The organism is Bacillus sp. EU55, from assembly GCF_038005925.1.
Classification (GTDB): domain Bacteria; phylum Bacillota; class Bacilli; order Bacillales; family Bacillaceae; genus Bacillus; species Bacillus velezensis.
Genome location: NZ_JBBOUE010000001.1, coordinates 2865744 through 2879958, shown reverse-complemented (window position 1 = coordinate 2879958; position 14215 = coordinate 2865744). Strand labels below are relative to the sequence as shown.

The following is a 14215-nucleotide window of genomic DNA, read 5'->3' as shown; positions in this document are numbered from 1 at the left end:
AACGCTATGTTTGGAAGAACATATTATTGTGGCGAGATAACTGAAAAAGCGATTGGCGAAACCGTCAAACTGAAAGGGTGGGTGCAGAAACGGCGCGATCTCGGCGGCTTGATTTTCATTGATTTGCGCGACCGCTCGGGTATTGTGCAAGTCGTGTTCAACCCTGACGTATCGAAGGAAGCCCTTGCCGCAGCGGAAGCAATCAGAAACGAATATGTGCTTGATATCGAAGGCACGGTTTCTGCCCGTGAAGAAGGCACGGTGAATCCCAACCTGAAAACCGGTAAAATTGAAATCAAAGCTGAAGCGGTGACGGTGCTCAGCACGGCGAAAACGCCTCCGTTTCCGATCAGTGACCAGGCGGCTGACGTTTCTGAAGACGTCCGGTTAAAACACCGTTATTTGGATTTGCGCCGCCCGGCGATGTTTCAAACATTGCAAATGCGCCATCAAGTCACAAAATCCATCCGCCATTTCTTGGATGAAAACGGATTTCTTGATATTGAAACACCGATTTTAACAAAAAGCTCTCCCGAAGGCGCCCGTGATTACTTGGTGCCGAGCCGGGTGCATGAAGGAGAATTTTACGCCCTTCCGCAATCGCCGCAGATTTTTAAACAGCTTCTGATGGTGTCGGGCTTTGAACGGTATTATCAAGTGGCCCGCTGCTTCCGCGATGAAGACTTGCGTGCCGACCGCCAGCCGGAATTTACGCAGATTGATATCGAAATGTCCTTTATGAGTCAAGAGGACATCATGGCTCTGGCGGAAGAGATGATGGCGAAAGTCATGCTTGAAACAAAAGGTGTTGAAGTACCGCTTCCGCTTCCGAGAATGACATATGAAGAAGCGATGAACAGCTACGGTTCCGACAAGCCAGATACCCGCTTCGGCATGCTGCTGACGGACGTGTCAGACATAGTGAAAGATACTGAATTTAAGGTGTTCTCATCAGCCGTGGCAAACGGCGGCGTTGTAAAAGCGATCAATGTCAAAGGCGCTGCCGGCGACTATTCCAGAAAAGATATCGATGCGCTCGGCGTATTTGCCGGAAATTACGGCGCGAAAGGCCTCGCTTGGGTGAAAGTTGAAGCTGACGGCGTAAAAGGCCCGATTGCGAAATTCTTTGATGAAGAGAAGCAGGCAAAACTGGCTGAAGCGCTTGATGCTTCTGAAGGCGATCTGCTCCTGTTCGGGGCTGATAAGTTTGAGGTTGTGGCTCAATCCCTCGGCGCGCTTCGCTTAAAGCTCGGCAAAGAACGCGGCCTGATTGACGAAAGCCTCTTCAACTTCCTGTGGGTTGTGGACTGGCCGTTACTGGAGCATGACGAGGAGGAAGGCCGATTCTATGCGGCTCACCACCCGTTTACAATGCCTGTCCGTGAAGATCTTGACCTGATTGAAACGGCGCCTGAAGATATGAAAGCGCAGGCTTACGACCTTGTCTTAAACGGCTATGAACTCGGCGGAGGCTCAATCCGTATTTTTGAAAAAGACGTTCAGGAAAAAATGTTCGGGCTTCTCGGCTTTACAAAAGAAGAAGCGGAGGAGGAGTTCGGATACCTTCTTGAAGCCTTTGAATACGGCGCCCCTCCGCACGGCGGAATCGCGCTCGGCTTAGACCGTTTGGTTATGCTTCTTGCAGGCCGCACAAACTTAAGAGATACGATCGCTTTCCCGAAAACGGCAAGCGCAAGCTGCCTTCTTACGGAAGCGCCCGGCGAAGTGAGCGACGCCCAGCTTGAAGAACTTCACCTTTCTGTCAAAAGAAAAGTGAAACAGTAAAGATCAGCAGTTTGTTTCTTGAAAATCAAAATCTGCTGTGATATGATTTTGACAAGTTAAATAAAGTCCTGATGTGTTAGTTGTACACCTAGTTTTGACCGAACATTTTTTTGATTTGGGAGCCCGCATTTTTAAATGGCGTACATGCCTCTTTTCATTCGTTAAGAGGACTTACAAGATTTAAAAAAGGGCACCCACCTGCTGAGAGCGGGTTCAAAACGAAGGAAAGCTGCAACGGCACAATTGGGACTTTATTTTTTGTGCGCTAAAACCAGCGGCTTTTTGACAAGCCGAGTTTATAAAACCAGAATGTGGAGTGAGGTTCTTGTTACATCAGTTTTCCAGAAATGAGCTAGCGATTGGAAAAGAAGGGCTGGACACGTTAAAAAACAGCACGGTGGCCGTTCTCGGCGTCGGCGGAGTCGGTTCATTCGCAGCTGAAGCATTGGCGAGGTCCGGAGTGGGGCGGATCGTGCTTGTCGATAAAGATGATGTTGACATTACAAACGTAAACCGCCAGCTGCATGCGCTCTTGTCGACGGTGGGACAGCCGAAAACAGACTTGATGAAAGAGCGGATCGCGGATATTAATCCGGATTGTGACGTCGTCGCCTTAAAAATGTTTTATACGGAAGAGACGTATGAGCAGTTCTTTGAGCATCCGCTCGATTACGTCATTGACGCGTCGGATACGATTCATTATAAAATTCATCTGATGAAAGAATGTCTGAAACGGAATGTTCCGCTGATTTCAAGCATGGGAGCGGCGAATAAAACAGACCCGACACGCTTTCAGATTGCTGATATTTCAAAAACCCATACCGATCCGATTGCCAAAGTCGTCCGCACAAGGCTTCGCAAAGAGGGCATTAAAAAAGGCGTACAGGTCATTTTTTCTGATGAAAGCCCGATCGTCATCCGTGAAGACGTCAGAAAAGAAGTCGGGAATGATGAAGCGAAAATCCGCAAAGCGCAAATGCCGCCGTCTTCCAACGCCTGGGTTCCGTCAGTGGCCGGTCTGATTATGGGCGGACATGTTGTCATGGAGCTCTTAAAGGAGATCGACATTAAACGGGTTAAAGATAAATAAAAAGAAAAACAGCCTTCTTCAGGAAAGGCTGTTTTTTATTTGAATCCGCCGTTTACACGAAAGATTTTGGCCGGTATCAAAAAAGACAAGAACACATAGGTGTCCTTGTCCGGTTATTTTTTCTGCTTCATCAGTTTTTCATACACTTGCTTTATGGCGGCTTCAAATTTCCCCGTTTGTTTCGGTTTATAGTATTGCTTGTTTTTTAACGGATCAGGCAAATATTGCTGTTCGACCCATCCGTTCTCGAAATCGTGAGGATATTGATAGCCGATCCCGCGTCCGAGCTCTTGGGCCCCTTTATAGTGGGCGTCTTTTAAATGTTTCGGCACATCGCCGATTTTACCCGTCCTGATGTCTTTGAGCGCCTCATCAACGGCTGAGATGGCGGAGTTTGATTTTGGCGAGAGGCATAATTCGATTACCGCATTGGCCAGCGGAATTCTCGCTTCCGGAAAGCCGATCCGTTCTGCGGTCTGAATCGCGCTCAGCACCCGGGGGCCTGCCTGCGGGCTTGCGAGGCCGATATCTTCATAGGCGATCACGAGAAGCCTTCTTGATATGCTTTCAAGGTCTCCGGCTTCTATCAGACGGGCCAGATAATGAAGGGCGGCGTTTGCGTCCGAGCCTCGGATTGATTTTTGGAAGGCGGATAAGACGTCATAATGTGCATCGCCGTTTTTATCATGGGTATAGCTTTTTTTCTGCAGACATTCTTCCGCCGTTTCCCGTGTAATCCGGATCGTGCCGTCGCTTGATTCCTTTGTGGAGAGCACGGCAAGCTCCAGTGCGTTCAAAGCGGAGCGGACGTCTCCTCCGCACCCTTGTGCGAAATGATCCATCGCGTCGTCGTCCACCGAAACGCTGTAGGAACCGAGTCCCCGGTGTTCATCTGTGAGCGCTCTTTTCAATGCCTGCTTGATCAGATCGGGTGTTAACGGTTCGAGCTCAAATATCTGGGTCCGGCTTCTGATGGCCGGGTTAATGGCATGATAAGGGTTGGCGGTCGTCGCGCCGATTAAAATAATCATGCCGTTTTCTAAATAGGGCAGCAGAAAATCCTGCTTTCCCTTATCAAGCCTGTGCACTTCGTCAAGGATTAAAATGACCTGGCCTGACATTTTCGCTTCCTGTACGACAATCTCCATGTCTTTTTTATTATGAATGACGGCATTCAATTTCCTGAATGCGATGCTTGTCGATCCTGCGATCGCTGTGGCGATGGACGTTTTTCCGATGCCCGGCGGTCCGTACAGGATCATGGATGATAAGTGCTTTGCACGCACCATTCTGCCGATGATTTTATCTTCTTTGACCAAATGTTCCTGGCCGATAATGTCTTCGATATTGGCAGGCCGCATCCGATACGCCAATGGTTTCATGAACATCTCTCCTTACATATACAGGGTAACGGAAAACGGACGATTAGAAAAGCGAATTGCGGCGGGCCCCGTGTTTCAATGAAAATTAGGATAAGTTATGTTATAATAACAGTTGGTCTATAAGATACTAAACAGATTATTCATATCCATTTACTTGTATAAATTAACAATTAGAATTGACTGGGGTGTTCATATTGAAAATATCGACAAAGGGAAGATACGGGCTCACCATTATGATTGAATTGGCGAAAAAGCACGGAGACGGTCCGACGTCGCTCAAAAGCATCGCCCAAACAAACAGCCTTTCTGAGCATTACTTGGAACAGCTTGTATCACCGCTCAGAAACGCGGGACTCGTAAAAAGCATCAGAGGCGCTTACGGGGGTTACGTGCTCGGGGGCCAGCCTGAAGAGATAACGGCCGGAGACATTATCAGAGTGCTGGAAGGGCCGATCAGCCCGGTAGAAGTGCTTGAGGATGAAGAGCCTGCCAAGCGGGAGTTATGGATACGCATCCGCGACGCTGTAAAAGACGTGCTGGACAGCACGACGTTAGAAGACCTTGCGAGCTACACGGACGGCGAGCAGGAAGCTTATATGTTCTATATTTAAACCAGAGGTGTACAGACAATGGAACGGATTTATTTAGATCATGCCGCGACTTCCCCGATGGATGAGCGTGTGCTCGAAGAAATGAAGCCCCATTTCTTCGGCAGTTTCGGCAACCCGTCAAGCATTCATTCATTCGGGAGAGAATCCCGGAAATGGGTCGATGAAGCGAGAGCGGACATCGCGCGCGAAATCAGTGCGAAAGAACAGGAAATTATTTTCACAAGCGGCGGCACGGAGGCTGATAATTTAGCGATTTTCGGAACGGCTGCCGCCCGGAAGAATGAAGGAAAGCATATCATTACGACCGCTGTTGAGCATCATGCTGTATTGCACGCCTGCGAAAAGCTGGAAGAAGACGGCTTTGAGGTGACATACCTCATCCCCGGCCCTTCAGGACGGATCAGTGCAAATCAGGTGAAAGAAGCGCTCCGTGATGATACAATCCTTGTTACCGTCATGTATGGCAATAACGAAGTTGGAACCATTCAGCCGATTGACGAAATCGGAGAGCTGTTAAGCGGGCATCAGGCCTATTTTCACACAGATGCCGTCCAGGCATTCGGTTATATGCCGATTGACGTGAAAAAAAGCAGAATTGACATGCTGTCTGTTTCCGGCCACAAGCTTAACGGGCCTAAAGGGACAGGCTTTTTATATGTAAATCAAGAGGTGAAGCTGTCACCGATTCTTCTCGGGGGAGAGCAGGAACGAAAGCGCCGCGCGGGGACGGAAAATGTACCGGGCATCGCAGGCTTAAAAGAAGCGGTCGTCCTTTCAAACCGTGAGAGGGAAGAGAAAACAGCGAAGTATAAGGAGTTTAAGAACATCATCATGAGCACGCTGGAAAAATCCGGCGTTACAGCGGAGGTGAACGGAGATGCCGAGAAATGCCTGCCTCATATTTTAAACCTTTACTTTCCCGGTGTGCCGGTGGAAGCGCTGCTGGTCAATCTTGACATGGAAGGCATTGCCGTTTCCAGCGGATCTGCTTGTACGGCAGGATCCGTTCTTCCGTCCCATGTGCTTACGGCCATGTTCGGAAGTGAGAGCGGCAGGCTGACTTCGTCAATCCGCCTCAGCTTCGGCCTCGGCAATACGGCGGAACAAATCGAAACAGCCGCCGAAAAGCTTGCCGCCGTCGTTAAACGGCTTGCTTAAAACGGCGGACTTACGTTTTTAATGGAGTGAATGCAAATGGAAAAACGGCCGGAGGATACAAGAGTCGTAGTCGGCATGTCCGGCGGCGTGGACTCTTCCGTGGCGGCCCTTCTGCTGAAGGAGCAGGGCTACGATGTAATCGGAATCTTTATGAAAAACTGGGATGATACGGACGAAAACGGTTTTTGCACGGCGACGGAAGATTATGAAGACGTCATCCGGGTCTGCAACCAGATCGGAATTCCGTATTATGCCGTCAATTTTGAGAAGCAATATTGGGAAAAGGTATTTCAATATTTCCTTGATGAATATAAAGCCGGAAGAACCCCCAATCCGGATGTCATGTGCAATAAAGAAATTAAGTTTAAGGCTTTCTTGGATCATGCTCTGTCACTCGGCGCGGATTATCTTGCGACGGGCCATTACGCCCGTGTAGACAGAAGCGCAGGTACAGTGCGCATGCTCCGCGGTCTGGATGAAAACAAGGACCAGACTTATTTTCTGAATCAGCTCAATCAGGAACAGCTCAGCAAAGTCATGTTCCCGATCGGTGATCTGCAAAAAAGCCGCGTGCGGGAAATCGCCAAAGAAGCGGAACTTGCGACAGCTGCGAAAAAAGACAGCACGGGAATCTGCTTTATCGGCGAACGCAACTTCAAAACGTTTCTCAGCCAATATCTCCCCGCTCAGCCGGGCGATATGATGACAATGGAGGGAGAAGTAAAAGGGCGTCATGACGGTCTGATGTATTATACAATCGGACAGCGCCACGGTCTTGGAATCGGCGGAAGCGGCGAGCCGTGGTTCGCCGTCGGTAAAGATCTTGAAAAAAACATTCTGTATGTTGATCAAGGATTCCATAATCCGCTTCTGTATTCCGATAAGATCACGGCGACAAATGTCAGCTGGACGCGTCCAGGTCTGATGGACGGCGGCGAAATGACATGCACGGCGAAATTCCGCTACCGTCAGGAAGATCACAAAGTAACGGTGAAAATGACGGGTGATGATGAAGCGGAAGTCATTTTTGACGGGCAGGTACGCGCCGTCACACCGGGACAAGCCGTCGTTTTTTATGACGGAGAAGAGTGCCTCGGCGGCGGAACGATAGATGACGTTTATAAAGACGGAACAAAATTGTGGTACGTATAACACATGTAAAAAACCTCAACTCGCATGTTGGGGTTTTTTAGCGAAAGGAAGTTAAAAATGGATTATAATAAAATCGGGATTGACGCCATGCAGGAGGGCGATTTTGAAAAAGCGGCAGAGGCTTTTACGAAAGCGATTGAGGAAAACGGCCAAGATCCGGTGCCGTATATCAACTTCGCAAATCTGCTTTCTTCTGTGAACGAACTCGAACGGGCGCTTGCATTCTATAACAGAGCGCTCGAATTGGACAATTCGGCGGCAGCCGCTTATTACGGTGCGGGAAACGTATATGTGATGAAAGAATCGTTTTCCGAAGCGAAGGATATGTTTGAAAAAGCGCTTCGCTCCGGAATGGAAAACGGAGATTTGTTTTATATGCTGGGGACCGTTCTCGTTAAATTAGAGCGGCCGAAGCTTGCACTGCCGTATTTGCAGCGTGCCGTTGAATTAAACGAAAATGATACGGAAGCACGCTTCCAGTTCGGAATGTGTCTCGCAAATGAAGAAATGCTGGATGAAGCTCTGGCGCAGTTTGAGACGGTGATCGAGCAGGACCCAAGCCACGCGGACGCATTTTATAATGCCGGGGTCGCTTACGCGTACAAAGAAAATCGTGAAAAGGCGCTTGAGATGCTCGAAGGCGCAATCGGCATACAGCCTGATCATATGCTTGCGCTTCATGCGAAACAGCTTATCACCCAGTCATAACAAAAGGAGGGAAGGCTCGTGGATCAGCTGAACATCGAAGAACAGCCGTATGTAAAAGGCGTCATTCATACGGTCATTTATCATAATGACACCAACCTGTATACAGTGCTGAAAGTCAAGGTTGCAGAAACGTCTGAGGCGATCGAAGACAAGGTCGTATCCGTAACGGGCTACTTCCCTCTGCTGCAAGAAGATGAGACCTACACATTTTACGGAAAAACCGCCACGCATCCTAAGTTCGGCCTGCAATTTCAGGCTGAACACTTTAAAAAAGAAATTCCGACCACAAAAGAAGGGATCATTCACTATTTATCAAGTGATCTGTTTGAAGGAATCGGAAAAAAAACGGCGGAAGAAATCGTCAAAAAACTCGGAGACGGCGCGCTCAATAAAATTCTGACGGATGCGTCGGTGCTTTACGATGTGCCGAAAATGTCGAAAAAGAAAGCGGATAAACTTGCCGGAGAGCTGCAGCGGCATCAGGGGCTTGAGCAGATTATGATCTCTCTGAACCAATATGGTTTCGGGCCCCAGCTATCAATGAAAATATATCAGGCCTACGAAACGGAAACCCTGGAGAAAATTCAGGAAAATCCTTATCAGCTTGTAAAAGACGTTGAAGGCATCGGCTTTGTGAAAGCTGACGAGCTGGGCGGAAAAATGGGTCTGTCAGGAAACCACCCGGAGCGGATCAAAGCGGCAATCTTATATACGATTGAATCGACCTGTCTTTCAGAAGGCCATACGTACATAGAGACAAAGCAGCTGATTATCAATACGCAAACGCTCCTGAATCAGTCAGCTGAAGGCGGCCGCGTTACGGAGATGGATGCGGCTGACGGCATCATCGCCCTCGGGGAGAGTAAGGATATCGTCATTGAAGGAGAGCGCTGCTATTTTCCGTCCTTGTTTTACGCCGAACAAAATGTCGCAAAACGCGTGCTCGACATTGCGGCTCAGACGGAGTATGCCGATCAATTTCCTGAATCGGAATTTCTGCTTGCACTCGGTGAACTGGAAGAACGGATGAATGTTCAATACGCACCAAGCCAAAAGGATGCCATTCAAAAAGCGCTGTCTTCACCGATGCTTTTACTGACCGGAGGACCCGGGACGGGGAAAACGACCGTTATTAAAGGAATCGTGGAATTATACAGTGAACTGCACGGAGTATCGCTTGACCCCGGTGATTATAAAAAAGACGAGGCGTTTCCGGTGCTGCTTGCCGCGCCGACGGGAAGAGCCGCAAAACGGATGAGCGAATCTACGGGGCTGCCGGCTGTTACGATTCACAGGCTGCTCGGCTGGAATGGCGCTGAAGGCTTTACCTATAATGAAGATCAGCCGATTGAAGGGAAACTGATCATTATAGATGAAGCGAGTATGCTCGATATCTGGCTCGCCAGCCATTTGTTTAAGGCGCTTCCTAAGCACATTCAGCTCATTGTCGTCGGTGATGAAGACCAGCTTCCTTCAGTAGGACCGGGGCAGGTGCTCAGAGACCTTTTGGCTTCTGAGGTGCTGCCGACCGTGCGTCTGACAGATATTTACCGTCAGGCTGAAGGATCATCCATTGTGGAACTTGCGCATGATATGAAAAAAGGACTGCTTCCAAAGGGGCTGACCGCGCCGACAAAGGACCGCTCATTTATCCGCTGTAATTCTTCACAGATTAAAGAAGTCGTGGATCAGGTCGTCTCGAACGCGTTAAAAAAGGGGTATACCTCCAGGGATATTCAAGTGCTTGCCCCGATGTACAGGGGAAAAGCGGGAATTAACGAGCTGAATATGCTTCTTCAAGACATCATGAATCCGCCGAAAGAAAAAAGGCGGGAGCTGAAATTCGGTGATGTCGTCTACAGGACGGGCGATAAAATATTACAGCTTGTCAACCAGCCGGAAAACAATGTGTTTAATGGCGATATCGGCGAAATCGTGTCCATTTTTTATGCCAAAGAAAATACGGAAAAAGAAGACATGGTCGTCGTCTCGTTTGACGGCAACGAAATCACCTTTACGAAAAAGGATTTCAGCCAGTTTACCCACGCTTACTGCTGTTCCATTCATAAGTCGCAGGGAAGCGAATTCCCGATTGTCGTCCTGCCTGTCGTCAAAGGCTACTATCGAATGCTCAGGAGAAATCTGCTTTATACCGCCATAACAAGGGCGAAAAAATTTCTGATTCTTTGCGGAGAAGAAGAAGCGCTTGAATGGGGCGTCAAAAACAATGATGCCACCGTCAGACAGACGTCGCTTAAAAACAGGCTCACAGAGCAGACTGAAGAGATGGATGCAGAACTGGCCGCCCTGCAAAAAGAGCTGCCGTTCAGTGTATATGATGCGAACATCGGAATGGAAGGCATCACGCCGTTTGACTTTATGGAAGAAAAAGCGTAAATAAAACCCGGAGCATAAACATGCGCCGGGTTTTCGCCTGTGGAAGTCATTTCAAAGTATGCTGCCCGGCTTCTTGGCAAAACCTATACGTGTTCAACAAAAGGTGGTTGATCACACTTTGAGAACATGCCATGCAGCTGAAGGACGAACAGTATATGACGAAAACACCGGGCGCAGTCTCGGGATGATATCGGATGTATGTTTCTCTCTGGACGGCCGGTTTCTCGGTTTCGTGCTGGAGCAGAAACGCCTGTTTCACAACCGCCATCTTTTTTTAGAGGCAAGTGATATAAAAGAGATGGATCAAGAAGCCGTAGCTGCCGGTCATGCTCATTTGCAGCCTTTGCCGAAGAGCTGTTTCACTTTTGAACAGATTAAGATGCAGCCGGTGAAATCGCCTGATGGTGAAATGTTCGGTTTGCTGGAAGATGTATACTTTTGTTTGGACAGGGGCATAATCGTAGCATATGAACTCTCGGACGGCTTCTTTTCAGATCTGGCTGGCAGACGCCAAGTGCGCCGCGCCGCCGATACGCTTATTGAAGCGGGGAAAGAAGGCATCGTCCTGAACGGATAAGAGGTGTAGTCTGTGCTTGTATGTCCGAACTGCAAAAGCAAAGATATCGGCAAGATCGGCGTAAACCAATACTATTGCTGGGGCTGCTTCATTGAGCTGACGGTGGCCAAAGGCAAAATTGCGACACATCAAGTAGAGGAAGACGGCACGTTAAGCAGTCTTGATGATTTGTTTTCTGAAGACGAACGCAGTATCAATTTTTAAAGTTGAAAGGAGATACGCGCGATGGGCAGAACAATGACCTCTCTGTTGGCTTTAGGAGCTGGAGCCGTTATGTATCGTATGGCTTCTCAGTCCGATATGCTGAATAAAAAAGGTATGAAACGGATGAGAAGACGAGTCATGAAAATGTTTTAAGCAGAAAAAAGGATACTTCTCCGGAAGTATCCTTTTTACGTTTGTCTGGCTTCCAGCCGTCTGGCTGCGAGAGACAGGCTGTAATTGACCGCGAAATACATCAGGGCCGCCAGCAGAAAGATCGGGAAAAAATACCCTCCGTCAGCGCTTTGTCCGTTTAAAATCTGCGCGTTATGAATCAGTTCGGGCAGAGCGATGACGACCGCAAGTGACGTATCCTTTAATAAAGAAATAAACTGGCTCACAATCGGAGGAACCATACGCCTGAGCGCCTGCGGCATGACGACGAGAAAAAGAGTCTGCGTGTACGTCAGTCCTGAAGAACGCGCCGCTTCAATCTGTCCTTTGTCAACGGATTGCAAACCGCTTCTGATGATTTCTGACAGCATGGCCGATTCAAAAATCGTCAGCGCCGTGATGGCGGCCGCGGTAATTTCCAGTTTGATCCCGATTTCCGGAAGGGCAAAAAACGTAAAGAAAATGATTAATAACAGCGGCAGGTTGCGGATGGTTTCCACAATGGCCGCTATAATGCCCGAGACGATAGGAATTTTCGCATAGCGCAAAGTGCCGGCGGCAAGCCCGAAAATAAAACTCAGGACAATGGAGATCAGCGCAACATAAAGTGTGACCAAAAAGCCGTCCCATAAAAACAGCAGATGGTCAGGTGTATAGGCGCCGCTAAAATCCATGTTTTTCACTCTCCTTTTCTAATAACTCTTTCCGAGACGTCTTTCCAAATAGTGAACCCCGATGCTGAGCGGGATCGTTAATATCAAATAAAAAAGCGCGACGAAAATATAGACATCAAACACGACAAGAGTGCTTGAGGAAACGAGATCCGCCTGATACATCAAATCGAGTCCCGCCACCACTCCGAGTATTGATGAGTTTTTGACAAGATTGAGAAATTGGTTTCCGAGCGGCGGAATCACGATTTTTACGGCCTGAGGAAGAATGACGTATCTCATCGCCTGACTGTAGGTGAAGCCTGACGATCTGGCTGCTTCCATCTGCCCTTTGGAGACAGTCTGAATTCCGGCTCTGATGGCTTCTGCGATAAAGGCCGACGTGTAAATCGTCAGCGCAATCGTTCCCGCCTGAAAGCCGTCCAATCTCAGCCCGGCGTTCGGAAGTCCGAAATAAAAAACGAATGTGATGAGGAGAAGCGGGATGTTCCGGATAAATTCCACATACGCAGTGCCGATCCATTGAAGGGGTTTGAAAGCCGTGATTCTCATGACTGCGATCAGAACGCCCAGCGCAAAGCTGCCTGCCAGCGCGATGAAGCTCGCAAGCAATGTGTGCAGGAAACCGTCCATATACATATCGAAGTTTTCCGTTAAAATTGAAAAGTTCATCTATGTCACTCCTTATAAAACGGGGATGAGCATGCCTGCTCATCCCGCGGTCCTTTCTATTTTGCCGGTTCTTCTTTAATCCATTTTTTATAGGTTTTTTCGTACCTGCCGTCGGCTTTCATTTTTTTCAAAGAGGCGTTGATTTCCTTGATGAGTCCGGATTGGCCTTTTTTGACGGCGATTCCGTAAGGTTCATCGGTGAAGGTTTCGCCTGTCAGCTGATATTGTTTATTTTCATCTGCCATGCCGTATAAAATCGCATTATCGGTTGTGAGCGCATCTCCCTGTCCCGCTTTAAGCGCAGTGAACGCTTCGGCGTAATTTTCAAATTCCAGCACTGAGGCGTCAGGCGCTTTTTCTCTGATGTTTTGTGAGGAAGTAGAGCCTTTTACCGCCAATACTTTTGAGCCTTTTCCCAGGTCTTCGATGCTTTTGATGCTGCTTCCTTTTTTGACGAGCAGGGATTGCCCGGCTTCAAAATAAACATCTGAGAAATCAACTTCTTTTTTCCGCTCATCCGTTATCGTCATCGTGGCGGTGATGGCGTCGATATCGCCGTTTTGCAGCATCGGAATTCTCGTTTTTGACGTTACTTCTTTAAATTCCGCTTTCTTCTCATCCCCCAGAATATCTTTTGCGAGCTGTTTTGAGATATCAATATCGAAGCCTTCAATATCACCGGAGCTTGGGTTTTTCAGTCCGAATAACCTCGTGTCGGTTTTGACGCCGAAGATGATTTTGTCTCTGTCTTTAATAGAGGCTAACGTGTCTTTTCCCGTTCCTTTTGAATCTCCGGACGTATCTTTCCCTCCGCAGGCTGCCAGCATAAAGACGGCCAGCAGTGATATCAATCCGAATGACAACCATTTTGTTACGCGTGACATAAGCGCTCCTCCGTTTCTTTTCAGTGATTTAAAATACGGCTTAAGAATAAACGCGCCCTCTCTTCACGGGGGCTTTCGTAAAATTCAGCCGGTGCAGCTTCTTCTAAGATGGCTCCGCCGTCGATAAACACGATGCGGTCCGCCACTTCTTTTGCGAATCCCATTTCATGTGTGACGACTGCCATGGTCATGCCTTCCTTTGCGAGTGTTTTCATGACATCCAGCACTTCCCCGATCATTTCCGGATCAAGCGCGGATGTGGGTTCATCAAACAGCATAATTTCGGGCTTCATCGCAAGCCCCCTGGCGATGGCGACACGCTGCTGCTGGCCGCCGGAAAGCTGTGAAGGATAAGCGTCCGCTTTTTCCGGTATACCGACTTTTTTCAAATAGTATAAGGCCGTTTCTTTTGCTTCTTCTTTTGATTGCTTAAGCACTTTGATCGGTGCGAGCATAATGTTTTGCAGAACGGTTTTGTGCGGGTACAGATGAAAATGCTGGAACACCATGCCGATATTGCGGCGGACTTTATTTATATCCGTTTTCTTGTCTTGGATGGAGACGCCGTTTACCGTTAAGGCGCCTCCATCAACTGTTTCCAGCTGATTAATGCAGCGGAGAAGCGTGCTTTTTCCCGATCCTGAAGGTCCGATGATAACGACGACTTCCCCTTTTTTAATGTGCAGATTAATGTTTTTCAGCACGTGGAAATGTCCGTAGTGCTTATTTACATCCTGAAATGAAATCATGGCC

15 protein-coding genes and 1 other RNA gene are annotated in these 14215 nt (G+C 48.4%); 11 read left to right on the top strand and 5 right to left on the bottom strand.

The features are described 5' to 3' along the window. The first annotated feature begins 6 nt into the window (after window positions 1-6). The 3 genes from aspS to NYE50_RS14625 all read left to right on the top strand — a co-directional run bounded on the left by aspS (window position 7) and on the right by NYE50_RS14625 (window position 2875). Window positions 7-1785, top strand: coding sequence for an aspartate--tRNA ligase (gene aspS, locus NYE50_RS14635; protein WP_007408199.1), 1779 nt, complete (start codon window positions 7-9; stop codon window positions 1783-1785). 62 nt (window positions 1786-1847) lie between these two features. Beyond that, a non-coding RNA gene (gene ssrS / locus NYE50_RS14630) (6S RNA) lies at window positions 1848-2039 on the top strand. Between the two features lie 71 nt (window positions 2040-2110). Next, window positions 2111-2875, top strand: a complete 765-nt coding sequence (locus NYE50_RS14625; RefSeq protein ID WP_017418227.1) for a tRNA threonylcarbamoyladenosine dehydratase — start codon at window positions 2111-2113, stop codon at window positions 2873-2875. Window positions 2876-2988: 113 nt separating this feature from the next. Here NYE50_RS14625 and NYE50_RS14620 read toward each other — a convergent pair whose 3' ends face one another. Beyond that, a complete protein-coding gene (locus NYE50_RS14620) occupies window positions 2989-4257 on the bottom strand; it encodes a replication-associated recombination protein A (RefSeq protein WP_003152729.1) in 1269 nt (422 codons plus the stop codon). A 194-nt stretch (window positions 4258-4451) separates the two neighbouring features. On the opposite strand from NYE50_RS14620, the gene cymR reads away from it, so the two are divergent. From cymR to NYE50_RS14580, 8 genes are all read left to right on the top strand, one after another. Then, on the top strand, window positions 4452-4868 hold the full coding sequence (gene cymR, locus NYE50_RS14615; RefSeq protein ID WP_003152730.1) for a cysteine metabolism transcriptional regulator CymR: 417 nt from the start codon (window positions 4452-4454) through the stop codon (window positions 4866-4868). A gap of 18 nt (window positions 4869-4886) precedes the next feature. After that, on the top strand, window positions 4887-6026 hold the full coding sequence (locus NYE50_RS14610; RefSeq protein ID WP_007612815.1) for a cysteine desulfurase family protein: 1140 nt from the start codon (window positions 4887-4889) through the stop codon (window positions 6024-6026). Between the two features lie 36 nt (window positions 6027-6062). Beyond that, window positions 6063-7178: a tRNA 2-thiouridine(34) synthase MnmA gene (gene mnmA / locus NYE50_RS14605; protein WP_128496748.1), complete on the top strand. Its 1116-nt coding sequence runs from the start codon at window positions 6063-6065 to the stop codon at window positions 7176-7178. An 87-nt stretch (window positions 7179-7265) separates the two neighbouring features. Next, window positions 7266-7886 (top strand): tetratricopeptide repeat protein, encoded by a 621-nt coding sequence (locus tag NYE50_RS14600; RefSeq protein WP_088461189.1) that lies wholly within the window; start codon window positions 7266-7268, stop codon window positions 7884-7886. A gap of 18 nt (window positions 7887-7904) precedes the next feature. Next, window positions 7905-10283 (top strand): SF1B family DNA helicase RecD2, encoded by a 2379-nt coding sequence (gene recD2 / locus NYE50_RS14595; RefSeq protein WP_007408204.1) that lies wholly within the window; start codon window positions 7905-7907, stop codon window positions 10281-10283. Window positions 10284-10401: 118 nt separating this feature from the next. Further along, window positions 10402-10860 (top strand): PRC-barrel domain-containing protein, encoded by a 459-nt coding sequence (locus NYE50_RS14590; RefSeq protein ID WP_007408205.1) that lies wholly within the window; start codon window positions 10402-10404, stop codon window positions 10858-10860. Window positions 10861-10872: 12 nt separating this feature from the next. Next, window positions 10873-11064, top strand: coding sequence for a hypothetical protein (locus NYE50_RS14585; RefSeq protein WP_003152738.1), 192 nt, complete (start codon window positions 10873-10875; stop codon window positions 11062-11064). 21 nt (window positions 11065-11085) lie between these two features. Further along, the gene (locus tag NYE50_RS14580; RefSeq protein WP_003152741.1) at window positions 11086-11217 is read left to right on the top strand and encodes a YrzQ family protein; all 132 of its coding nucleotides are present in this window, start codon (window positions 11086-11088) and stop codon (window positions 11215-11217) included. Window positions 11218-11252: 35 nt separating this feature from the next. Here NYE50_RS14580 and NYE50_RS14575 read toward each other — a convergent pair whose 3' ends face one another. From NYE50_RS14575 to NYE50_RS14560, 4 genes are read right to left on the bottom strand one after another with little or no spacing between them, the layout of a single operon-like run. Then, complete coding sequence (locus NYE50_RS14575) at window positions 11253-11909, bottom strand: amino acid ABC transporter permease (RefSeq protein WP_015417903.1); 657 nt, start codon at window positions 11907-11909, stop codon at window positions 11253-11255. An 18-nt stretch (window positions 11910-11927) separates the two neighbouring features. Further along, a complete protein-coding gene (locus NYE50_RS14570; RefSeq protein ID WP_044801639.1) occupies window positions 11928-12578 on the bottom strand; it encodes an amino acid ABC transporter permease in 651 nt (216 codons plus the stop codon). Window positions 12579-12634: 56 nt separating this feature from the next. After that, the gene (locus tag NYE50_RS14565; RefSeq protein ID WP_159354418.1) at window positions 12635-13462 is read right to left on the bottom strand and encodes a transporter substrate-binding domain-containing protein; all 828 of its coding nucleotides are present in this window, start codon (window positions 13460-13462) and stop codon (window positions 12635-12637) included. Window positions 13463-13482: 20 nt separating this feature from the next. Continuing rightward, entirely contained in the window at window positions 13483-14211 is a 729-nt protein-coding gene (locus NYE50_RS14560; RefSeq protein ID WP_061862425.1) for an amino acid ABC transporter ATP-binding protein, read from the bottom strand. Between the last annotated feature and the right edge of the window lie 4 nt (window positions 14212-14215).

Bases quoted from the DNA above. Each gene is read 5' to 3' on its own strand.
- NYE50_RS14560 (WP_061862425.1), bottom strand. From the start codon at position 14,211: ATGATTTCATTTCAGGATGTAAATAAGCACTACGGACATTTCCACGTG.
- NYE50_RS14580 (WP_003152741.1), top strand. From the start codon at position 11,086: ATGGGCAGAACAATGACCTCTCTGTTGGCTTTAGGAGCTGGAGCCGTT.
- NYE50_RS14600 (WP_088461189.1), top strand. From the start codon at position 7,266: ATGCAGGAGGGCGATTTTGAAAAAGCGGCAGAGGCTTTTACGAAAGCG.
- NYE50_RS14565 (WP_159354418.1), bottom strand. From the start codon at position 13,462: ATGTCACGCGTAACAAAATGGTTGTCATTCGGATTGATATCACTGCTG.
- mnmA (WP_128496748.1), top strand. From the start codon at position 6,063: ATGGAAAAACGGCCGGAGGATACAAGAGTCGTAGTCGGCATGTCCGGC.
- NYE50_RS14575 (WP_015417903.1), bottom strand. From the start codon at position 11,909: ATGGATTTTAGCGGCGCCTATACACCTGACCATCTGCTGTTTTTATGG.
- NYE50_RS14620 (WP_003152729.1), bottom strand. From the start codon at position 4,257: ATGAAACCATTGGCGTATCGGATGCGGCCTGCCAATATCGAAGACATT.
- aspS (WP_007408199.1), top strand. From the start codon at position 7: ATGTTTGGAAGAACATATTATTGTGGCGAGATAACTGAAAAAGCGATT.
- NYE50_RS14610 (WP_007612815.1), top strand. From the start codon at position 4,887: ATGGAACGGATTTATTTAGATCATGCCGCGACTTCCCCGATGGATGAG.
- NYE50_RS14570 (WP_044801639.1), bottom strand. From the start codon at position 12,578: ATGAACTTTTCAATTTTAACGGAAAACTTCGATATGTATATGGACGGT.